Origin of the sequence: Vibrio sp. SBT000027 (genome assembly GCF_963894355.1) — a bacterium.
Lineage (GTDB): Bacteria > Pseudomonadota > Gammaproteobacteria > Enterobacterales > Vibrionaceae > Vibrio > Vibrio splendidus.
In genome coordinates this window covers 290,776-312,229 of the sequence record NZ_CAWQGD010000001.1, presented here as the reverse complement: position 1 = coordinate 312,229, position 21,454 = coordinate 290,776, and the positions used below count along the sequence as shown (strand labels likewise).

The following is a 21,454-nucleotide window of genomic DNA, read 5'->3' as shown; positions in this document are numbered from 1 at the left end:
GGCCAACCAAGCTTGATGGCATTAGGTTGGCCGAGTGGTTTTTTTCCTCTATTTCACGTTTTCAAACGGGTTCCACGCTTCGTCAACTGGGACGATATTTTGCGCTTTTTCGTATTCTTGATATTCAGCGACCATTTCAAGGAACAGATCTGGCATTTCATTTCTCAAGTCATGTTGCTCAGCTGGATCTTTCTTGGTGTTGTATAAGTGCCACTCGCTGTCGCCGCCCATTCCCGTAGAAATTCGGATGATCTTATGATCACCTTTAAGCAGAATTCCGCTACCAAACAATTCAAATGGAATCGCATTGTTGGCACTGTGCACGTCTGCCGTTTCCCCTTTGAAGTAAGACAACAAGCTCACACCACTCATTGGCGCCACTTCTCGACCTTGATATTCGGTTCCTGGATGATCGACCTCTGCAATCTCAAGAATCGTGGCTGCAATGTCCTTCACTTGGGATAAGTCGTCTGTCTGAGTTCCCGGTTGCAACGCATCTTCACCGTCTAAAAGCGCTTTGGCTGGCTTAACGATAAACGGCACACGGATACCGCCCTCTGCTGTATAAGCTTTGTACCAAGATAGGCCGCCAGTTGAAGCACTTGCCCACTCAGGACCAAGTGACACACTGGAGTTCGCCTTGCCCAAGTTTTCAGTCGAATTATCAAAATGATGAGCAGTCCACGTTCGGATCAGGTCACTGATATTTTCACCAGTAATATCCGCCGCTTCTGGGCCGTTATCCGCTAGATACATGATGTAGGTATTATCGTATTCCCCGATATCTTTCAGGTAATCGACTATCTGGCCGACTTGTTGGTCCTGCATTTCCATCATGCCCATTGCGACAGCCATTTTCTTGCCGTACCACTTTTGTTCTTTCTCTGAGAGCGAGTCCCAAGGTCGGCTTAATGCGTTACGATCTGAAATATCGGCGTCTTTTGGAATCACGCCCATCTCTTTCATGCGTTCGAAACGATCTTCTCGAACCGAGTCCCAACCATGTTCAACGTAGTAATCGACTTTATCTTGATAGGCAGACTCAGGCGCTTGCAGTGGCAGGTGAATACCGGTGAATGGGACGTAAGCGAAGAAAGGCTTGCCGTCGTCTTTTTTGCTGTCGATCATCTTGATGATCTCGTTGGTGTAAACTTGGTCTGAGTATTCGCCTTTGTATTTATCCTCAACCACTTCACCGTTGCGGTAAGTTGGCTCAACTTCAACACCGGGAATATCGCCTTTTTGCAGCGCATCCGCTGTCGCAGCGTTTTTGGCCGGGAACATCATATCTCGGTTAAAGTGATTCGAACCGCCCGCTAAGATACCGTAGCTCTCACCAAAACCTCGATCATCCGGTAAAAATCCATCCTCGTGCCCCAAATGCCATTTACCAGAGAGGTAAGTGTTATAGCCGCTCTCTTCAAGCAGCGTTGCGACCGTAACCCCTTTCTTGGTGAGGTAACCTTCATAACCCGGCTTGCCAATCGCACCCGGATAGACGGCATAGTCGAAGGTGCCTAGCCCAACCTCGTGGCTATTTGCTCCGGTTAACATCATAGAGCGCGTTACCGATGAGGTTGGTGACGCGTGAAAGTTAGTAAACTTAACCCCCTCTTCAGCCAGCGCCATTAGGTTTGGTGTATTGGCTTCTGAGCCATAAGGCTGAGTATCGGCAAAGCCCACATCATCGCCAACAATGACAACAATATTCGGTTTTTCTGATTCTGCGGCCAGAGCAGCACTACTTGCCGCGGCCATTGCAGTGAAGACTAAAGATTTCTTGAATCTCTGCATAAGACGTTCTCCAATTTCTGTGATTAACTTGTTTCAGTAATTAATTTTTTTCAGTAATTAACTTTTCTGTTAGTAACTTTTTCTGTGATTAACCTTTCTGTGATTAACCTGAGTTAGGATTTGAATTAATGCGCGGCTTGCGACATCCAATGTAATAAGTCGAGCGCGGGGTCATACTCTTGAGCTGCTGCCATGCCAATCCAGGTGACAGCCTCCGCTTGGCTGGCTTGAACGCCACTTCCAGAGATATACATCAACCCAAGCTGTGTTTGAGCTTCAGGGCTACCGTTATTGGCTGCGGTGACGAACCACTCCGCGGCTTTTTCATCATTCTGTTCTACGCCCTCTCCGCTCAGATATAAGTAAGCGACAGAGAGCTGGGCATCCAATTGCCCTTGATAAGCTTCATCCAACAATTGCACGACGTCTTGATGCTGCTGCGATTGATCCATGGTGGCTTCATTCTCAAAGCTCTCGCTTCCAAAGCTTGCCTTGGCAAAAAAAAGAACAACCAAAACACCCGCCAAAATCACGGTAGTTAAACGTTTATTGAGCATTTATTTCCTCCTCGGGAATAAAGGTCTCGACGTCCCTGTTGAATGAATTAGGTGAAAAGTAGGAATGGCGCGATGATGCACAAGCTTGATAGCAATACGTTTTCGATTTTCATAATTGGCTCTCGAGTAATGATTGTTGAGTGAATCAGGGACTGAATCATCGACTGAATTAAATGGTCATAACATTCAGTCGATTAAGACAGAGACTTAAATCGCTTTCTCTATGATGGTTTCAATCGTCTGTTTCGAGATTGGGTAGAACTGAAAACAGATGTCTTTTTCAATCGCTTCTGCAATGTTGCTCTTCTCTTGCTCATCAAAGTCCCAGCTACTGAAACGCTTCATCGCACCGACACGGGTTTGGAAGTTGTTTAAGAAATCCAACACTCTCTGGTAAACCATCTCATCGGTTCCCGTAGTGTCGACAGAGAAAGCTTGAGCTAACTTCGCCGCATTCGGCATATAGAATTCAGGCAGCGCTTCAATCACAACCGGCATTAATACCGTGTTGGCATCACCATGTGGAATGTGGCTAATCGCACCAAAAGCGTGAGCACAGTTATGAATCGGAATCCCGCCCAAAGACGAATAAAATGCAGAGATCGCCATGGTGCTTGCTTGAAGAAGATTGCCACGTGCGGTTAGGTTTTCTGGCTCTTTCAATGCCAAGGGTAAGTTTTCAATAATCAGTTTTGCTGCCTGAATGCCGTAAGCGTCAGTGAATGCATTACTCATCGGTGACACAATCGCTTCAACAGCGTGTGTTAACGCATCCATGGCGGTAGAACGAGTAAGGTGAGCTGGTAGCTTAGTGGTCACCGTTGGATCAAGAATCGCGATATCGGCTTCCAATCCCGATGCGACTAGGCTTGCCTTAATGTTTTCATGTTCGTTGTAAAAAACAGCAATAGGAGAAGCTTCTGCGCCCGTACCAGCCGTTGTCGGAACCGCAATGTGGGGCACTCGAATATCTTCATTGTTTGGCCATACATCCATATGACCACCACCTGCAATTACGGTGCGAATGTCATCTATCTTCTTATGAAATGCGTATTTCACACCTTTAGAAGCATCAATTACGCTGCCGCCGCCAACAGACAAGATCGCATCAGCATTGACGCTGTTTGCAAACTCAATGGCTGCGTTGATGTTGTCGCAAGTCGCGTCTGGCGCGATATCGGTGTACACGCCAACAAGTTGAACTGCTTGTTCATTACCTGGCTGGTTCACCTTTTCGTTTACAAACAACGCCGAGAACTGCTCAACAAAACCAAGAGACTCCAAGCCTTTATCAGAAAAGAGCACGACTCTTTGCGCACCTAAGCGACCAAAAAGAGAAGGGATATTTTCAATGCCATTCTCTTGAGCATGAACAATGGTTTTAAGTTGAAAGTTAAAATTATTGGTTGTCATGATATTTACCTCATTTCTAGTTGATGACTAAACAATAACCAATACAAACCGGTCGGTCTAGAGCGTTAATGTCAAAGATATGTCAATTAAGATCTTTATGGATCATTGCCCCAAAACGAAAAAAGCCCGCAAATGCGGGCTGTAGTAATAAGTGAGTGATCATTGAATAAGTGTCATTGAGTCACCATGAGCAACTTATTAACTATTAACTATTAACTATTAACGAAGATGAGCTGGCACCTTGCTTTTGTCTCTAGTGAGGTAGTAATACAGGTAAACTAAAGAGTAGACAGTCACAAATCCATCGAGCGCAAATACACCGCTCCAACCATAAAACCACTCATAATCGTTGATACACACGTTGTATAAGAATATGCCCACAAACATCGACTTCTCAAATGCACTGTAAATCATGGTCGAAGTACGCAGCGATTTGTACTTCGCCGAGAACATCAACAACACACCAATACAGCCAACCATGACTCCCCAGTGTTGATAGGTACCCATAAGATACTCTTTGTTCACCATCATCGTATCGTTGTACGAGAACAGCGTTTGCATACTCCAATCAGGCGCAAGGAAAGTAGAGAAAGCGGTTGCGGTTAAGAATCCTGTAACCATCAAATACGCTTTCATCGTTCGTTCAAAAAATCGTTCCAACATAAAAATAACCTCTTAAAATAACGTCGTAAAAATAATTTCTTATAAATAACTTCTTGTAGATAAATTGGGTAATGACAGAAATGATTTACTTGCCAAGCATGCTCATCACTGCGGTCTTTAATTCGTTGTCTTCTTTTGAAAACAGATGCTTAACTCGATGATCTAAGCCCGTTTCCAAGACGGTTTTGGCATGGGAGAAAGTAAGGAAACCTTCTTTACCGTGATAATTGCCCTGCCCTGATTCACCAATGCCACCAAACGGTGCGTCATCAACCGCTAAATGGAAAACACAGTCATTGATACACATTCCGCCGGAATGAACTTGGTGTTTAACCTGAGCTTGTAAGCTCAAATCAAAGCTCATTAGATAAAGCGCTAACGGCCTTGGTTTGCTATTGATGACTTGGAACGCCTCTTCGATATTGCGATACGTAATCAAGGGTAATAGTGGGCCGAAAATCTCTTCGTTCATCATCTTGGATGACAGGCTTGGTTCAACAATTAGGTGCGTCACCAAACGATGGTTATCTAAGTCCATCGCTTCGTCATGGCAAGCGACGGTTCGCGTTCCTGCTTGTTGCTCTTCATTCAACAAGCCGACAATACGATCGCATTGACGAGGATTGATTAGGGACGTCAAACTCTCGGAATAGACCCCTTCATCGAACAGCAATTGGTACTGTTTTTTATACTCTTGAATGAAAGATTCAACTTTCCCTTCGGGTAGCAATACATAGTCAGGAGCCACACACACCTGCCCGTTATTGAGGCTCTTACCATAAATGATTCGCTCAACCGCGATATCAATTGGCATGTCTTCTGCAACGATAACCGGTGACTTACCACCTAGCTCTAGCGTGACTGGAGTTAGCGTGTCAGCCGCTGACCTCATCACTTGGCGACCCACTTGGGTTGACCCCGTAAACAGAAGATGATCAAACGGCAACGCCGAAAATGCAGCTGCGATTTCTACCTCACCTTCAACCAAGCACACCTCATCGGATTGGAAGACTTCCGCCAATAGCGCTCTTAATACTTGGTTCGTCGCTGGGGTAAATTCACTCATCTTGATCATGGCGCGATTGCCCGCTGCCAACGCCGAAATAAGCGGGCCGACGGATAACATGATCGGGAAGTTCCACGGAGCAATGATCCCGACAACGCCTTTGGGTTGATAAACCACTTCAACACGAGAGGTTGAAAGCAAAGGGCCGGAATGACGAATCGAAGATGTCGACCAATGAGGTAAACACTCAATGCTGTGATCAATATTTCCGATGCAAGGCAATATGTCGGCCATCAAAGTGTCTTGTCGACTGCGGTGACCATAGTCCTCACTCACGGCTGAACACAAACGATCTGTGTAGTCGATAAGCGCAGATTTAAGTGCAAGCAACTGCTCAATTCTCACCGATACCGCTGGCATCGGGTTCTGTGCAAAAGCTCCCTGCATGTTGTTCAACGTCATGGTCATTTGTGTTGGCGTCAATTCGTATTTCATACATCACCTCGTGGTTAAGATGAGCACACAATAATACAAGTCAGACCGGTCGGTCTACATCTTTATTGTCAGAGAATCGTCAATGCATTTTTGAATACAAATAAATAGGGTGATTACAACGTAGGGTTAAAACCCAGGGAGATTTAAAATAGAAGGGCGTAGCGAATAGGCGGTATAACGAGAAATTTCACATAGTTAGATCAAAAATGGCCGCTTAATGCGACCATTTAATAACTCTTTAAGTTTTTGTTTTAAATAGATAATTTAAAACTAACGTTAGCTTTTGGCTACGTTTGCAATGCCTTCAAGCTGAAGCACTGGAGCAGCGTCGATGTCTTCTGCGTTCATCATTGCTGATACACGCTGCATCGAAGAAAGCAGTAAGCTTTGCTCCCACGTCTCTAGGTTTTGGAATTTTTTAACGAAGTTATCTTGCAGCGGCGGTGGCGCATTGTTTAGCAACTCTTGACCTTTTTCAGTCAGGTTCGCGTGTACTTTACGGCGGTCCGATGAACTGCGTACTCGTTGTACATAGCCATTTAACTCAAGACGGTCGATGATCGTCGTCGTCGTTGCTTGGCTTACATTGGTCTGATTAGACAATTCTTTGATCGTCACATTACCCATTTCTTGGATTGCTCTCATTAAGATTAATTGAGGGCCAGTCAAACCATACTCTTTACTCAGCTTCTTCGAGTGTAAATCGATAGCGCGAATAATTTGGCGAATAGCGACCAGGATTTCGTCATGTTTGTCCAAGATGCAGACCTTTGTACTAATATACTGTGAATGGTTTTACAGCGTCGAAGCGATGAAATGCCTCGAGTGATTACGTCACGCGCGCTCGAATTACACTGTAAATTGATAAATTACTTCATTGATTTTTCCGCATTGTACTGATGTTCATACTATTCTCAATCTTTTCTATACCACTAAACTTGCGTGGTACGGCACTTTTGCTTAATGAAGGGGGAATGAAAGCTTCAATGAAGACAAAAACAATGAACCAGAGAATACAAACTCAAAGAATAATATATTTTAATAATCATAGAGATAGAGAGATTCAACCCTCTCCACCCAATAAAAAACCAGCCTCAATAGCTAAGCTGAAAAACGAAATTTTACGCAGCGGTATTCATCTGAAAGTTACCCGTTAGCGCGTTGTAAAACTCGCTGTTATCCAAAATCCCTACCAATTGATTGTTTTCAACCAACAGAATTGGGTGGTTACTGATCTGCTTAAGCTTAATCGCATCACGCATACCAATCTCCGGGCTTGTCACTACCACACTAGACGCGTTAATCGCGGTTAGGTCGTCAGACTCGCTCCACTCAACAAGCGCCAAGGTAGATTCACCTTTCACCGATAAAGCACCTTCATTCTGTTCAATCCAGAGATCTTTAGAATCGCAGATCTTCCAGCTTTCATTCTCTTGCGTCAGTGAATCAAGAGGCTGCATTAAAGAACGACCTTTAAGCACATTCAATGGATTGGTGTGAGCAACGAAGTCTTTTACGTATTCGGTTTTTGGCGTCAGTACGATCTCTTCAGGCTTACCGTGTTGAATCAGTTTGCCTGACTCCATGATCGCAATGTTATTACCAATCTTCAGCGCTTCGTCTAAATCATGACTCACGAACAAAATCGTTTTGTTAAGCTTGTTTTGCAATAAAATTAGCTCATCTTGCAACTGCGCACGAATCAGCGGATCAAGCGCTGAAAACGGTTCATCCATAAGAAGAATGTCGGTATCCATCGCAAAGGCACGCGCTAGACCAACACGTTGCTGCATACCGCCAGAAAGCTCATGCGGATACTTGGTTTCCCACTCTGCCAAACCCACCATTTCAAGTTGTTCACGCGCTTTAGCACGACGAACATCTTTCGCTACACCCTGCATTTCAAGACCAAACGCTACGTTGTCTACTACGTTAAGCCATGGCATCAAAGCAAACTTTTGGAAAACCATTGATACGCGGTGAGTACGAAGATGACGCAGAGTCGCCTCATCACATTGCGCTAAATCGACTTGTTGGTCACCGTCTTTGATTGTCAGTGAACCACGGCTGATCTCATTCAGGCCGTTAACTGCGCGAAGCAAAGATGATTTACCAGAACCAGACAACCCCATCAGCACACAAATCTCGCCTTCTTCAACGGTCAGCGACACATTGTCTACGCCAACCACTTGGCCAGCCTCATCAATGATCTCTTGGCGAGTTTTACCTTGGTCGAGTAGCTCAAGCGCTTGTTTCGATTTATTACCAAACACAACATCGAGATTCTTAATGGTAATCGCGTCCATTGTCTTTTTTTCCTGAGAGTTAGACATGATTAAGCTTCCTTCTGGTTTGGTGTTTTGCACAAGCGGTCAAGGATGATTGCGACTAATACAATCGCTAATCCAGCTTCAAAACCTTGTGAGATGTTCACTGTGTTCAATGCACGAACAACAGGTTTACCAAGTCCGTCAGCACCGACAAGTGCGGCGATAACCACCATCGAAAGCGACAACATAATACATTGGGTTACACCCGCCATAATGCTTGGTAAAGCCGCCGGTAATTCGACCTTCATCAGCAATTTCATGCGACTGGCACCAAAGGCTTTACCCGCTTCAATCAACTCTTCAGGCACTTTCGTTACCCCTAAGTAGGTCAAACGAATCGGTGCAGCTATTGCGAAAATAATGGTCGAGATTAAGCCAGGAACGATGCCCAAGCCGAATAGAACCAGAGTAGGAATCAGATAAACGAAAGTTGGGACTGTCTGCATCAAATCAAGGATTGGACGCAAAACTGTATAAAGCCAAGGACGATGCGCTGCCATGATGCCAACCGGTACGCCAATTAATACGGAAATCGTTGTCGCCGCAAAGACGAGAACAAAGGTTTCCAGCATTTCTTGCCAGTAGCCGAGGTTAAGAATAGTCAGCAGTGCCGCGACCACAAAGATCACTAGCGAAGGTTTACGGTGTAAGTACCATGCAATCGCAGCAGTCATCACGATTGGCAGTGCAGGCGGCATCCACTTAAATACATCGACTAAAAACATAATGACGGTTTCTAGAAAAATCGAAATAGCGTCAAAGAATCCTGCTGCATTGATTGTTAGCCAATCAACACCCGCTTCCATCCATTGTCCGACAGGGATTTTGTTTTCCGTAATAAAATTCACAATATTGCCTTTTATTAAGGGTGGGCTACTTCAAACCAATCGATAAATTGGCAAGCCCACCTTTATTATTTATGTAGCTGTTGAGATAGGTAGAACTAAGCTTTAACTTGTTTTAGGTATTCAGTAACCGCTTGAGTCGCTGATTCACCTTTATGCGTTTTTACGTTGTCTAACCAAGCTTCAACTTGTTGAGGGTTCTTGTTCAACCATTGTTGAGCTGCTTTTTCTGGCTTCACTTTTTGGTTAAGAATCTCTTCCATCAACTGGTTTTCCATCTCTAGAGTGAATTCTAGGTTTTGTAGAAGTTGACCGACGTTTGCACACTCAGACAGGTAGTTTGAACGAACGTTAGTGTAAACATTCGCGCCACCGTAGTTAGGGCCGAAGAAGTCGTCACCACCTGATAGATATTCCATCTCAACATTGCTGTTCATTGGGTGCGGTGCCCAACCAAGGTAAACGATCCACTGGCTACGACGAGCAGCGCGAGATACTTGCGATACCATGCCCGCTTCACTTGATTCCACTAGGCTGAAATCTTTCAAGCCAAACGCGTCAGAATCAATCATTGATTGGATTAGGCGGTTACCGTCGTTACCCGGCTCGATGCCGTAGATGCGGTCTTTAAATTTGTCGGCATGTTTTGCTAGGTCTGCGAAGCTTTTTACGCCAGAGTCGTACACATATTTTGGTACAGCTAGTGTGTATTTTGCGCCTTCAAGGTTGGCACGAACGGTTTCAACCGTGCCCGCTTCACGGTACTTAGCAATATCGCCTTCCATGGTTGGCATCCAGTTACCTAGGAATACATCAATATCGCCGTTCGCCATTGAAGAGTAAGTCACCGGTACTGAAAGTAGGTCGGTTTTGGTTTTGTAACCAAGGCCTTTTAATAGTTCAGAAGTAACGGCGGTTGTTGCAGTAATGTCAGTCCAGCCTACATCAGCGAAACGAACGTTTTCACATTGCTGTGGTTCAATAGAAGCGTTAGCACCAAATGCAAATGAACTGATGGCTAGTGCTGTTAACGTTTTCGTGGTCATGTTCTGAATATTTAGAGTCGTCATAATGGTTCCTTTTTATCTTTCCTTTTTCTGCTCGATATCAACACCGATAGAGAGCAGTTCTTCTGACTTTTGACTAATTTTTGTTGTTACTTTTTGCTTTTTCTATTTTTGAAATATTTTCTATTTTTTAATTAATAACAGAGGCTTACGCTTCTCTTATTGGTTTATTTATTCTTTGCTTGTCTTCCCATTCAGGTGCAATCCACACTGATACACCCTGTTCTTTGAGCATCGGCTTACCTAAAATCAAATCGGAAGCACGCTCAGCAACCATAATGGTCGGGGCGTTCAAATTACCGTTTGGAATGGTTGGGAAAACCGATGAGTCGACAACACGTAAATTATCGACACCGCGAACGCGACACTCTTCATCAAGCACTGCCATTGGATCATCATCTGAACCCATTTTGCAGCCACATGAAGGGTGATAAGCACTTTCAACGTTCTGCTTAACCCATTCGTCAATCGCTTCATCAGAAGTAATGTTTAGACCCGGCTGAATCTCTTTGCCTCGGTATACATCCATCGCAGGTTGAGACAAAATCTCACGCGTCAGACGAATACAATCGCGCCAATCTTGGCGATCTTGTTCAGTCGAGATGTAGTTGAAAATGATCTCTGGCTTGGCATGCGGATCAGCAGAAGTGATCGCAACCGTACCGCGACTCTCTGGCTTGTTAGGCCCAACGTGTACTTGGAAACCGTGACCATCAAAGGCCGCTTGTCCGTCGTAACGCATCGCTGCTGGTAGGAAGTGATATTGAATGTTTGGCCACTTCAATCCTTTGCGAGAACGAATAAACGCGCACGATTCAAAGTGGTTAGTGGCACCAAGGCCTTTACGAGTCAAAATCCATTCTGCACCAATCATGCCTTTGCTGACTAAACCAAGCTTGCTGTTGAGCGTGATGGGTTCGTTGCAGTGATATTGGAAGTACACTTCTAGGTGATCTTGAAGGTTTTCACCTACGCCATTCAGCTCGTGTTTAAGCTCAACGCCTGCCTTTTCAAGCACGGCTTTCGGGCCGATACCAGAAAGCTGAAGCAGTTGAACAGAACCGATAGAACCCGCAGAAGAGATCACTTCTTTGTTCGCCACAGCCACTTGAGTATTGCCTGACTTTTCAAACTCGACACCGACGGCTTTCAAGCCTGATTGACCTTTTGATGACTGGTCTTTTACGTCGAGTGCTTCAAGTAAGAAACGACGCGCCACGATACCTTTCTTCAAGGTTAGGTTTGAACGCTTCAATGCTCGACGTAGATAAGCGTTAGAGGTTGAGGCTCTAACACCCTTGTCTACCGTCATATGCATGGTGCCGAAGCCTTCTTGCTGGTAGCCGTTGTAATCTTGTGTTTCTGGGTAACCGGCGTCTTTACCTGCATCGATGAACGCTTGGTAAAGCGGGTTAAGCTCCATATCGTTACCGTTACAAGTGCCGACAGGACCATTGTCACCACGGTATTCATCACCGCCTTTGTTCCATGATTCAGCGCGGCGGAAATAAGGCAGACATGCTTGGTAGTTCCAACCCGCAGCGCCCTCTTCTTCCCATTGGTCAAAATCACACGCGTGGCCACGAACATAAACCATGCCGTTAATTGATGAGCTGCCGCCTAAAACTTTGCCACGTGGGCAGTGCAGTTCACGTCCATCAAGGCCCGGTTCTTTCTCTGTTTCAAATTGCCAAGCGTACTTTTCAGTATTCATTGGGTAAGAAAGCGCGGTTGGCATCTGGATAAAAATGCTCTTATCCGTACCACCAGCTTCCAGTAATAAAACGCTATGTTCACCGCTTTCCGTTAGCCTATCCGCTAACACACAGCCGGCCGAACCCGCGCCGACGATAATATAATCGTAGCGTTGTTCCATGTTTTGATTTCCCTGAGATGAGTCAGTAGGGCTAGCTCTGTTAAGCTAACCCATAAAATTGAGTGTTACGCGTTAGGCATAAGGGCTGGCGTAGTCGCCAAGTTCAATAAGAATGCTCTTAGTCTGCGTATAGTGGAGTAGAGTCTCTGGTCCGTTTTCGCGGCCAACCCCTGAAAGCTTGTAGCCACCAACAGGCATTTCTGCAGGTGAGTCGCCCCACGTGTTCACCCAACAAATACCCGCCTGCATTTGATGGATCACGCGGTGCGCACGAGAAAGGTTTTGCGTGAACACGCCAGCCGCAAGGCCATATTTGGTGTCGTTAGCGCGGCGAATCACGTCGTCTTCGTCCGTAAACTTCAACACTGACATTACAGGGCCGAAGATCTCTTGTTGAACGTGAGGCATGTTGTCTTCGCAATCCACAAACACGGTTGGGATAACAAAGTTACCGTTTTCGAGGCCGTTGTCTGTTACTTGATAGCCGCCCGTCAGCAAGGTTGCACCCGACTGCTTAGCTAGCTCAATGGCTTCAAGGACTTTTGAAAGGTGTTCTTTAGAAATCAACGCGCCAATCTGAGTATCCATGTCCATTGGATCACCAATGATCAGCTTCTCAGTGCGTGTTTTAAGTTGGTCGATGAATGCGTTGTAGATGTTTTCGTGCACATAAACACGGGTACCGTTAGTACACACTTCGCCTTGGGTGTAGAAGTTAGCCACCATCGAAGCGGAAACTGCATCATCCAATTTCGCATCATCAAACACGATCATCGGTGACTTGCCGCCAAGTTCCATGGTGACTGATTTCAGCGTCTTAGCGCTGTCTGCCATTACCGCTTTACCGGTACCGGTTTCGCCCGTGAACGACACTTTTGCGATGTCTGGGTGCGCCGTTAGCATCTGACCAACACGGTAATCGCCCTGAACCACATTAAACACGCCATCAGGAAGACCAGCTTCAGTAAAGATCTCTGCAAGCTTCAGTGCTGTGAGCGGCGTTTCTTCTGAAGGTTTGAAAATCATCGCGTTACCCGCGGCCAATGCCGGAGCCGATTTCCACATCGCGATTTGAATTGGGTAGTTCCACGCGCCAATGCCCGCACAAATGCCTAGCGGTTCACGACGAGTGTAGAAAAATTGAGATTCGCTCAGCGGCTGTTGGTCGCCTTGTAGCGTTGGAGCCAAACCAGCAAAGTATTCAATAACATCAGCACCAGACGCCACATCCACTTCAATCGCTTCTTGCAGCGGCTTGCCTGTATCAACAACCTCAAGGTTTGCAAGGTCATCATTTCGAGCTCTAAGTATTTCCACTGCCTTCAAAAGAATACGGCTGCGTTCCACAGCGGTCATTGCTGACCATACCGCAAATCCGCGCTTCGCAGATTCAATAGCACTGTCGACATCCGCTGAAGATGCTTGGCCTAACGTCGCGATAGGTTCACCGTTTGCAGGGTTAATGCTATCAAAGGTTTCACCAGAGGTTGCTTTAACCGCTGCGCCATCGATGTATAACGAGTTCATTTCCATTTGAGATTCTGACTTAATTATTGTTATTAGACTCTACTGGTCTATATGTGAGTATTGGGTGCGAATAGTGGTCGTTCTAGCTCTAGGTCTAGGTCTAGGTCTAGGTCTAGCGCTACACTGCGATCTATTTGCTGTGACACGAGTAGAACGTAAGTTGTTTATCTAGATAATCATTGATGATGGCACGCGCCTTTTGAGCATCGATACCATCTGGGTTTAATGTGCCTCTCAGCCACAAACCATCAATCAGAGACGCAATCCCGTGAGCAACGAGATCCGCTTGTTCATGATTCAAAATACCTTTCAACTCAAGACGTAAGTGTGAAATCAAACGTTTTTCATTCACACGTTGCAGTCTTTTCAGCTGCTCGTCATGCATTGAATATGACCAAAATGCCAACCACGCCTTCGCGACCTTATTTTCTGCTTGGTAACCTTCGAAGTTACCATCGATGATCGCGTTAATTCTCTGTTGGTGAGCATCAACAGGAAGTGCTTTTAGTGACGTGGTGATGGTATTGGAAAGTTGACGAAGGATTTCACGCATGGTCTCTTCGAGCAGCCCATGCTTTCCGCCAAAATAGTGATTAATAATGCCAGTGGAGACTCCCGCTTCTTTGCTGATCAACGCAATACTCGCGGCATGCAAACCCACTCGATCAATCACCGTCATGGTGGCTTGAACAAGCTGTGGTTTACGTATATCAGGCATCCCAACCTTCGGCATTTCTTAGTCCTTTTATTTTATATTGAACGTTCAGTTAAATATAAAATGACAGAAATTTAGTTAGGGTTCAAATGATTATTTAAAACAAACTCGTAACAATACAGCATTCAAAACAACAAAAATCATTATAAAACAATAAATTAAATATCATTTAGAGCACTAATGAAAACAATTAAAGATTTGAGGTGTGATAGTTATTGGTCAAATGTTTTTGCTCAACAAGGACAATATTTGAACAGAAAGAGAGATTCTTGAAACAAAGAGGCATTCGGCAATTAGAGGTCTTTGGGTGTAAAAGATGACGAGGTATAGCGAAGGAAAAAGAAAACCGAGCGTCCAACAAAGTGCTTGAACGCCCTCCTCTACCAGGATTCAACATTATGACTAGATTCTAAGCGCAATTAGCCAATAATCGGCATCGATTGCCAAGCTCTTTGATGCAGCATTTCGCAGCCAGATTCGGTGATGACGATGTTTTCCTCGTGCACCATCATGCGGTTTTTCGCAAACGCCATACCGGGCTCTAACGTTAACACCATGCCGGGTTTTAATATCACGTCACCATTTGGTACATGTGATGGCCACTCTGTTAGCTGCATGCCTAATCCATGCCCCATACGACCCACATCGTTGCCAAGCGCGCCGTTCTTTTCGAGCATCGACCACATGGCTTGCCACACGTCTCCGGTTGTTCGTCCCGGCTCTGCCATCGCGAGCCCCGCTTCTGTCGATTGATAAACGGCGTCATAAGCCGCTATCGTGTCTGGCTGCGCATGCCCAAACGCATAGTTCCGATCAAAGTCACTGAAGTAGCCATCAAAGTTAGCGCCAGTATCGATGATCAACACATCTCCTTCAGAGAGCACACGATCGGTTGGCCCCATGATGATGTTGTCATAGCCACCTTGGCCGGATGCCGAAATCAAGTAAGGACACGCATCGGCACCCAAACGCAGCATCTCCAAATGCATGGCTTTACACGCCTGTCGTTCTGTCATCCCTATAGCGAGATGATGACGAAGATACTCAAAGCCCGCCGCCGTGACTTGGCAAGCGAAGCGTACTTTATCGATCTCCGCTTGAGACTTAACACTGCGCAGATCTCGAACCATCAGCGACACATCAACCACACGGTGTTGGCTCAGCTTCTGCTGTAACAATGCATAATTAGTGGCTGGCATACGCAAATGTGTTTCCGGGCCAATCATCGAACCGATTCTGCGAGAACCTTTGGAGACTTCAGATAGCGTAGAAGCTAACAAAGAGATACCGTCATCTTCTGGCCTTGGTGACGGCCAACTGCGCACATCGTCAATCCATGTATCGTCGAAACCAGCCACACCGATCTCTGGTACTACCGCTATGGGCTTACCAACCGCTGGCACCACCAAAAACCAAGGTCGAGTTGGGCTTTCCCAAAACTGCGATTTGAAGCCACTGAAATACCGAAATTCTGGTTCGGTCGTAAAAAACGCAGCATCGATGTTTTGCGCGCGAAGACGTTGTTGCAACTCGACAGTACGTTGCTCTAGTTCTGCTGCTTCAAACCCTCTCTGCGGAGGTGTTAATGGCAATATACTCATATCTCTATCCTTGATTGAATAAGGGTAACTCGACGGGTTAATTGAATAAGATGTCTCTTGGCAACAGAGCGATGCTTGGGAAGAAAATCAGCAACGCAGACATCAACACCAAGATCAGGAAGAACGGCAGCGTCCCGCGAATCACTTCCATATAAGGCTTTTCAAAGATGGCGATAGCAGTAAAGATGTCGCACCCAAAAGGTGGCGTCGCTGAGCCAATGGCCATTTGCAATGTCACCATCACACCCACCAATATCGGGTCGATGCCTGCTGCATCAACAATCGGCATGAAAATCGGCGTCAAGATCAGCAAAACCACTAACGAATCCACAAACATACAGCCGACAAAGAAAGTCAGTGCGATGACAAACAAGATGTACTCTGGAGAGGCACTCTCTAAGTCCAAAGGTGCTAACAGTTCTTGAGGGATTTGTTCGAAAGAGATGTACCAAGAAAAAGCCTGACCAACACCCACCAACACAAATACAACCGCGGTAATCAAGCCAGTATTTAACGCCGCATCACAGATGTCTTTCACGCCAAGCTTACGATAGAAAATACACTCGACAATGATCGCATACAGCACCGCAAACGAAGCGGCTTCTGTTGGCGTCACGACCCCAGAGTAGATACCGCCGATAATTAAAGCAGGGAAACCGAGAGGAAGAATCGCTTTCTTGATCGCTTCAATGCGTTCTGCGGTGTTGGCTTTTTCAACCAAAGTGATGGTATCGCTGTGTTTGACGCTGTAGGCATAGCTGTATAACGAGAACAAGCTCGCGAGCACTAAACCTGGGCCAATACCAGCAATGAACAATTCGCCCACACTGGCGTTGGCTAAGGTGCCGTAAAGAATCAAACCAATACTTGGCGGAATAAGAAACGCGATGTCACTGGCATTGATGATCAGCGCCATCACAAAGCTGTCTTTGTACCCTGCTTGCAGCAACTTCGGGCGCATGATTTGGCCAACCGACACCACGGTCGCCTGAGTCGATCCAGAAACCGATCCAAATAAGGTACAGCTAATACAGGTCGTAATCGGCAACCCGCCACGCAAATGTCCTACAAACGCTTGGATCAGACCCAGCAAGTTATAGGCCGTGTGACCACGCGTCATAATATCCGCAGCTAAGATGAACATCGGCACCGCAATCAAGGCGTTCGGCGAAATGCCTGTCACCATCTGCTGAATCAGCACTCCCGGCTCAACCTGAGAGAAATGAATCAAGCCAATTAAGGCCCCAACCGCTAACGGTACAATCATTGGGAAGCTCAAAAACAGCAGAATCACCATCACAGAGACCAAAGTAAAAGTGATGACATAAATATCGAGTTCGCCGGCAATAATGTCCGAGAAAAATTGTGCAATATCACTCATTCGAATTCACCCACATTGTTATTTTTATTCTCTATGACATCGAATGACACGTAGATTTCTTTATGCAGCAAGTTCATCAAAAAACTCATGCTGTATTGCAGCCCTGCTATGGCAAAGCCGATTGGAATAATGGAGTAGACCCAATACACCGGAAACTGCAGCGCTGGGCTCAGTCGGTTGATTGACTTCAACTCTTGGACATACAGGAAGGCGTGATAAGCGAGGTAAAACATCAACATCCCAGTCAACAATGCAATCACGGTGGTGAGCACCTTCTGGGCTTTGAAACTCAGTGAATCGTACACCGCAGTCATGCGGATATTTCGACCTTGGCGGACGGCATAGGCGAAGCCAATAAAGGTCACTGAGACAATAAGGAATTGATTAAGCTCTTCTGAGAAGAACAGGCTTTTATTGAAGGCATATCGCCCAATCGCATTGGCGGTGGAGTTGATCATCATCGCGAGAATAGCGGTTGTGATCAAAAAGCGTTCTAGCTTTTCTGTCGCGACGCTTATTTTATGTAGCAGTTCTTTCATAACAGGCAGTGCTCCATACTTCGTTCAGTGACAGGGGTCCATTGCCACAATTTGGAGAAGGTGGGGATAAGCTAACCGCTGCCAATAAACAGCGGATAGCATTCATCCTGACAACGCTTTCTATTGCGTCGCTGAAGCAGCCTTCACTTCATCTAGGATTTCTTCGAGAATGGTTTTCGCACCCTCACGCGCTTCACTTTGCTCACCGACAGGGTAGGTATTTGCTACCACGTCATAGTAAGTCGTGTGCAGCTTTTGACTGAGGACCTTGAAGCGTTCACGCTCTTCCTCAGTTAACACAACCACTTGCATGTCTGGACGCTCTTTCAAGATTTTGTCCATGTTCTCTTTGTTGATGCGGATCTGATAGTCGTAAGCCGCTTGGTCTGCTGCTGTGATCGCTTTGTCGACCATCGCTTGCTTCTCTTTCGACAGGCCGTTGTACCACTTGCTGTTGGTCGATACCGTGCTGACATAGGGTTGCTGACCTGGGAACATTAGGTAGTCTTGAACCTCATGCCACTTCGCGTTGTAGATGAAGTAAATCGGGTTAACCATGCTATCAATGGTCTTAAGTTGTAATGAACCGTACACTTCACCCCAAGAAAGAGGAGTCGGTGTTGCACCAAACGCCTTGTAGGTTTCAACAGGAATGGTTGAAGTGAAAGTACGGATTTTCTGGTTCGCAAAATCTTCAGGTGTACGGATAGGTTTATTGCCGCCCCACACCATTTCACCTTCAGACATCATCGACAACAGCTTTAAGTTTACGCTCTCAAACTTAGGTGCCAGCTTGTTGTAGATGGTTGGACTTTCCGTTAACACCTTATGCGTGATCGCTTCGTTAGTACCCAGAACATACGGTAAGCTCACCGCTTGTACTTCAGGAACATAAGACCCTAAGTGACCCGCGCCAACAGACACAAATTGAATCGTGCCCTTAGCAGCCAGCTCTACGATGTCGTTTTCTGTACCCAGTTGACCGTAGTAATAGATGCGAACGCGGATGTCGCCATCAGATTCCTTCTTAATCACTTCCGCAAATTTTTGCGCATAGATGTCTTGAACGTCTGTTTTGTCCTCTTCTGAAGCAAACTTCCATGTTTCGGCATGAACGCCAAAAACCATGCTCAAACTTAGCAGTGCTACGCCTAATCGTTTCATCCTGTCTTTCCTTTTTATTATCCTAATTACACGCTGATGACCTTGGTCACTTCACGCGCTTCAGTTTTGGCCGTGTCGACAATAAACTCCGTTTAAAGTCAGCCATCTTGCAGTGCCAAATACGTCACTGCTGAATCTGTTTCTATACTTGTTACTTCAAATTGAGTTACTGCTTCTAATTGAGTTGTTACTTCTCATTGAGTTGCTTCTAATTCATTTTTCTAAATAAGTGTTTCTAAATAAGCATTTCTAAATTGGTCTTGCTAAACGATCGTTCACCAACTGAATCCAGTAGCTCGCACCGAGCTTTAAGATGCCGTCATTAAAGTCGTATTTCGGGTTATGTAATGCGCAACCACCGACCGATTCCGTGCCATTACCCAACAGCACATAACAGCCCGGTTTAACACGCAACATGCTTGAAAAATCTTCAGAAATTGTTAGTGGGTCGCAGGCATCATTGACGTTCTCTACACCAAGCACCTTCTGCGCGGCAGCTACCGAGTATTGGGTTTGTTGCTCGCTGTTGATGGTTGGGTAGAAGGTATTGATAAACTCGAATTCGTAAGTCGCGCCAGCTGCCTGACAAATGCCCGCCACAATTCGCTCCATGCTTTGCTTGATTCGATCGAGAGAAGATTCAGTGAAGCAGCGACAATCGCCTTTAATGACCACTTGAGTTGGGATGACGTTAACCGTGCCATCGGTAATAAATTCGGTGGCAGAGACTACAGCCGTGTCGTGAATCGCACTCAAATTACGAGACACTATGGTTTGTAGACCAAGAATGACTTGCGAGCCAACGACGAGAGGATCGACCCCTTGATGCGGCAGAGCAGCATGTCCACCCACACCATTGATGGTGATCTCAAAGCTACTCTCACTGGCCATTAATGATCCGGGGCGAACCATCAATTCACCTTCCGCTAAGCCGGGAAAGTTATGCACGCCATACACTTCATCAATTGAGAATCGTTCAAACAAGCCATCATCAATCATCGCTTGAGCGCCACAGCCGTGCTCTTCATCGGGTTGAAAAATGAAATATACCGTGCCATCGAAGGTTGGGTTCCCTGATGATAGGTTTTGGGCTAATAGATTTTCGGCTAGATAGCTTGCTACGCCAAGCAACATTGCAGAGTGTCCATCGTGTCCACAAGCGTGCATCTTTCCGTCGTGTTGTGAGCAATGCTCAAAGCTGTTTTGTTCATGAATGTGCAAAGCATCCATGTCAGCTCTTAGGCCAATACTTGCCTCACTTGATCCGGAACGAAGTATCCCTACTAATCCTGTTTTACCGATGTTACGCACCACTTCAATGCCAAAGCTCTCAAGCTTACTGGCGATGAAATCAGAGGTGAGGTTGACGTCAAAGCCACACTCAGGGAAACGGTGTAAGTGTTGACGCCACTCCTTCATGCTTTGAATAAGCTGCGAAGACAGTTGGTCTGGTTTGATCGAGAAAGTAGACGGCATAGTAGTGATCCCAAAGTGTAATTCTTTGTATTAACGTTAAATGTAGAGTTAGCTTGGCTGCTGAAGTTAAACGCAAAGCGAGCAGCTTTAATCAAAGGTCGTTACAACGACTGCGACCTTCGGCAATTATCTGAGGATGGTTGGAGATGGTGCTCTAGCAGCGCACCAAACCCTTTAATGGGTATGGGGTAGTTCATCAACTGAAGCGAGTGCCAAGCCAGCACCTGATTGCTGCTGACAACGGGCTTATCTAATTCCGCTTCAATGGATTCAATCACCGATGCAGCACGTAATGCCGTGCAAGAGATAAACAGAAGATCCGCGTCAGGGTCGCAAACTTGTATCGCTGCTTGTTTGATGTCCATTGGAGAAATGAACGTCATTGCGGTGTCATCTTCAAAACCAAAGCCTGCGATGCTCAACACCTCAATGCCTTGTGATTCAAAAAATGCCGCGACATCTTTATTTACGGCTTCGGTATAAGGTGTTAATACCGAGATACGCTTGGCTTTAAAACTGTCGAAAGCCGATAAGGCAGCAGTCACCGGATTCGTAACCGCAGCGTTTGGACGAGACTGATGAATGAGCTGCGTAATGCGCTCGCTGCCAATCGCTATGGTGCCGGAAGTACAAGCGTAAATCACCACATCCAATTCGGTGCCCGGTAAGATGGTATCGGCACAAGCAGCGATTCCCGGTTCCATCTTACGCAGGTTTTCTATCGTCAATGGATTGTAGTTTCTCAGGCGGCTGGTGAACGATTGCACATCGTTTGGATACAGCGCGTTTAAATCACGCTCAATATTGAAATCTGTCGCTAACGCAATCACACCGACGCGTCCTGCTGGTGCCAATTTTTCTAATTCAAACTGTAAAGTAGCGGTTGCAGATTTCATACTTTCCAACTCCTTGAGCGAGAGTTAACATCGCCCAAAGGATGTTAACAACATGTTTCATATAATTTTCAAACCCTGTCAATTTGATCTTTACATTTTGTTCACAAGA

18 protein-coding genes are annotated in these 21,454 nt (G+C 45.9%); all 18 read right to left on the bottom strand.

The window, feature by feature from the left end; all coding sequences use genetic code 11:
* Positions 1-48: 48 nt before the first annotated feature.
* Complete coding sequence (locus AACU28_RS01340; RefSeq protein ID WP_121602162.1) at positions 49-1,794, bottom strand: arylsulfatase; 1,746 nt, start codon at positions 1,792-1,794, stop codon at positions 49-51.
* Positions 1,795-1,919: 125 nt separating this feature from the next.
* Positions 1,920-2,351, bottom strand: coding sequence for a tetratricopeptide repeat protein (locus AACU28_RS01335; RefSeq protein ID WP_017093343.1), 432 nt, complete (start codon positions 2,349-2,351; stop codon positions 1,920-1,922).
* 207 nt (positions 2,352-2,558) lie between these two features.
* Entirely contained in the window at positions 2,559-3,764 is a 1,206-nt protein-coding gene (locus tag AACU28_RS01330; protein WP_102455513.1) for an iron-containing alcohol dehydrogenase, read from the bottom strand.
* A gap of 219 nt (positions 3,765-3,983) precedes the next feature.
* Positions 3,984-4,427 carry a hypothetical protein gene (locus AACU28_RS01325; protein ID WP_004732424.1) on the bottom strand — a complete coding sequence of 148 codons (444 nt, stop codon included), beginning with the start codon at positions 4,425-4,427 and terminating at the stop codon, positions 3,984-3,986.
* Between the two features lie 85 nt (positions 4,428-4,512).
* Positions 4,513-5,928, bottom strand: a complete 1,416-nt coding sequence (locus AACU28_RS01320; protein WP_017093346.1) for a coniferyl aldehyde dehydrogenase — start codon at positions 5,926-5,928, stop codon at positions 4,513-4,515.
* A 276-nt stretch (positions 5,929-6,204) separates the two neighbouring features.
* Positions 6,205-6,687 (bottom strand): MarR family winged helix-turn-helix transcriptional regulator, encoded by a 483-nt coding sequence (locus tag AACU28_RS01315; protein ID WP_004732429.1) that lies wholly within the window; start codon positions 6,685-6,687, stop codon positions 6,205-6,207.
* A gap of 362 nt (positions 6,688-7,049) precedes the next feature.
* Positions 7,050-8,261 carry a choline ABC transporter ATP-binding protein gene (gene choV / locus AACU28_RS01310; RefSeq protein ID WP_121602161.1) on the bottom strand — a complete coding sequence of 404 codons (1,212 nt, stop codon included), beginning with the start codon at positions 8,259-8,261 and terminating at the stop codon, positions 7,050-7,052.
* 2 nt (positions 8,262-8,263) lie between these two features.
* Complete coding sequence (gene choW, locus AACU28_RS01305) at positions 8,264-9,106, bottom strand: choline ABC transporter permease subunit (protein WP_009845976.1); 843 nt, start codon at positions 9,104-9,106, stop codon at positions 8,264-8,266.
* 95 nt (positions 9,107-9,201) lie between these two features.
* A complete protein-coding gene (locus tag AACU28_RS01300; RefSeq protein WP_004732435.1) occupies positions 9,202-10,173 on the bottom strand; it encodes a choline ABC transporter substrate-binding protein in 972 nt (323 codons plus the stop codon).
* A 145-nt stretch (positions 10,174-10,318) separates the two neighbouring features.
* Positions 10,319-12,046: a choline dehydrogenase gene (gene betA, locus AACU28_RS01295; protein ID WP_121602160.1), complete on the bottom strand. Its 1,728-nt coding sequence runs from the start codon at positions 12,044-12,046 to the stop codon at positions 10,319-10,321.
* 72 nt (positions 12,047-12,118) lie between these two features.
* Positions 12,119-13,579 carry a betaine-aldehyde dehydrogenase gene (gene betB, locus AACU28_RS01290; RefSeq protein ID WP_121602159.1) on the bottom strand — a complete coding sequence of 487 codons (1,461 nt, stop codon included), beginning with the start codon at positions 13,577-13,579 and terminating at the stop codon, positions 12,119-12,121.
* 124 nt (positions 13,580-13,703) lie between these two features.
* Positions 13,704-14,306 carry a transcriptional regulator BetI gene (betI, locus tag AACU28_RS01285; RefSeq protein ID WP_004732441.1) on the bottom strand — a complete coding sequence of 201 codons (603 nt, stop codon included), beginning with the start codon at positions 14,304-14,306 and terminating at the stop codon, positions 13,704-13,706.
* 401 nt (positions 14,307-14,707) lie between these two features.
* The gene (locus AACU28_RS01280) at positions 14,708-15,889 is read right to left on the bottom strand and encodes a M24 family metallopeptidase (protein ID WP_102497190.1); all 1,182 of its coding nucleotides are present in this window, start codon (positions 15,887-15,889) and stop codon (positions 14,708-14,710) included.
* 37 nt (positions 15,890-15,926) lie between these two features.
* Positions 15,927-17,270, bottom strand: coding sequence for a TRAP transporter large permease (locus AACU28_RS01275; RefSeq protein WP_061021025.1), 1,344 nt, complete (start codon positions 17,268-17,270; stop codon positions 15,927-15,929).
* Complete coding sequence (locus AACU28_RS01270; protein ID WP_102450028.1) at positions 17,267-17,809, bottom strand: TRAP transporter small permease; 543 nt, start codon at positions 17,807-17,809, stop codon at positions 17,267-17,269. The genes AACU28_RS01275 and AACU28_RS01270 overlap by 4 nt, the downstream gene beginning before the upstream one ends.
* Before the next feature lie 120 nt (positions 17,810-17,929).
* Positions 17,930-18,973, bottom strand: a complete 1,044-nt coding sequence (locus AACU28_RS01265; RefSeq protein ID WP_121602158.1) for a TRAP transporter substrate-binding protein — start codon at positions 18,971-18,973, stop codon at positions 17,930-17,932.
* A 249-nt stretch (positions 18,974-19,222) separates the two neighbouring features.
* Positions 19,223-20,449 carry a M20 aminoacylase family protein gene (locus tag AACU28_RS01260; RefSeq protein WP_121602157.1) on the bottom strand — a complete coding sequence of 409 codons (1,227 nt, stop codon included), beginning with the start codon at positions 20,447-20,449 and terminating at the stop codon, positions 19,223-19,225.
* 101 nt (positions 20,450-20,550) lie between these two features.
* Positions 20,551-21,345, bottom strand: coding sequence for a maleate cis-trans isomerase family protein (locus tag AACU28_RS01255; RefSeq protein ID WP_121602156.1), 795 nt, complete (start codon positions 21,343-21,345; stop codon positions 20,551-20,553).
* Positions 21,346-21,454: the final 109 nt, after the last annotated feature.

Bases quoted from the DNA above. Each gene is read 5' to 3' on its own strand.
- AACU28_RS01330 (WP_102455513.1), bottom strand. From the start codon at position 3,764: ATGACAACCAATAATTTTAACTTTCAACTTAAAACCATTGTTCATGCT.
- AACU28_RS01255 (WP_121602156.1), bottom strand. From the start codon at position 21,345: ATGAAATCTGCAACCGCTACTTTACAGTTTGAATTAGAAAAATTGGCA.
- betA (WP_121602160.1), bottom strand. From the start codon at position 12,046: ATGGAACAACGCTACGATTATATTATCGTCGGCGCGGGTTCGGCCGGC.
- AACU28_RS01325 (WP_004732424.1), bottom strand. From the start codon at position 4,427: ATGTTGGAACGATTTTTTGAACGAACGATGAAAGCGTATTTGATGGTT.
- AACU28_RS01335 (WP_017093343.1), bottom strand. From the start codon at position 2,351: ATGCTCAATAAACGTTTAACTACCGTGATTTTGGCGGGTGTTTTGGTT.
- AACU28_RS01275 (WP_061021025.1), bottom strand. From the start codon at position 17,270: ATGAGTGATATTGCACAATTTTTCTCGGACATTATTGCCGGCGAACTC.
- betI (WP_004732441.1), bottom strand. From the start codon at position 14,306: ATGCCGAAGGTTGGGATGCCTGATATACGTAAACCACAGCTTGTTCAA.
- AACU28_RS01280 (WP_102497190.1), bottom strand. From the start codon at position 15,889: ATGAGTATATTGCCATTAACACCTCCGCAGAGAGGGTTTGAAGCAGCA.
- AACU28_RS01270 (WP_102450028.1), bottom strand. From the start codon at position 17,809: ATGAAAGAACTGCTACATAAAATAAGCGTCGCGACAGAAAAGCTAGAA.
- AACU28_RS01265 (WP_121602158.1), bottom strand. From the start codon at position 18,973: ATGAAACGATTAGGCGTAGCACTGCTAAGTTTGAGCATGGTTTTTGGC.
- AACU28_RS01260 (WP_121602157.1), bottom strand. From the start codon at position 20,449: ATGCCGTCTACTTTCTCGATCAAACCAGACCAACTGTCTTCGCAGCTT.
- AACU28_RS01320 (WP_017093346.1), bottom strand. From the start codon at position 5,928: ATGAAATACGAATTGACGCCAACACAAATGACCATGACGTTGAACAAC.
- betB (WP_121602159.1), bottom strand. From the start codon at position 13,579: ATGGAAATGAACTCGTTATACATCGATGGCGCAGCGGTTAAAGCAACC.
- AACU28_RS01300 (WP_004732435.1), bottom strand. From the start codon at position 10,173: ATGACGACTCTAAATATTCAGAACATGACCACGAAAACGTTAACAGCA.
- AACU28_RS01340 (WP_121602162.1), bottom strand. From the start codon at position 1,794: ATGCAGAGATTCAAGAAATCTTTAGTCTTCACTGCAATGGCCGCGGCA.
- choV (WP_121602161.1), bottom strand. From the start codon at position 8,261: ATGTCTAACTCTCAGGAAAAAAAGACAATGGACGCGATTACCATTAAG.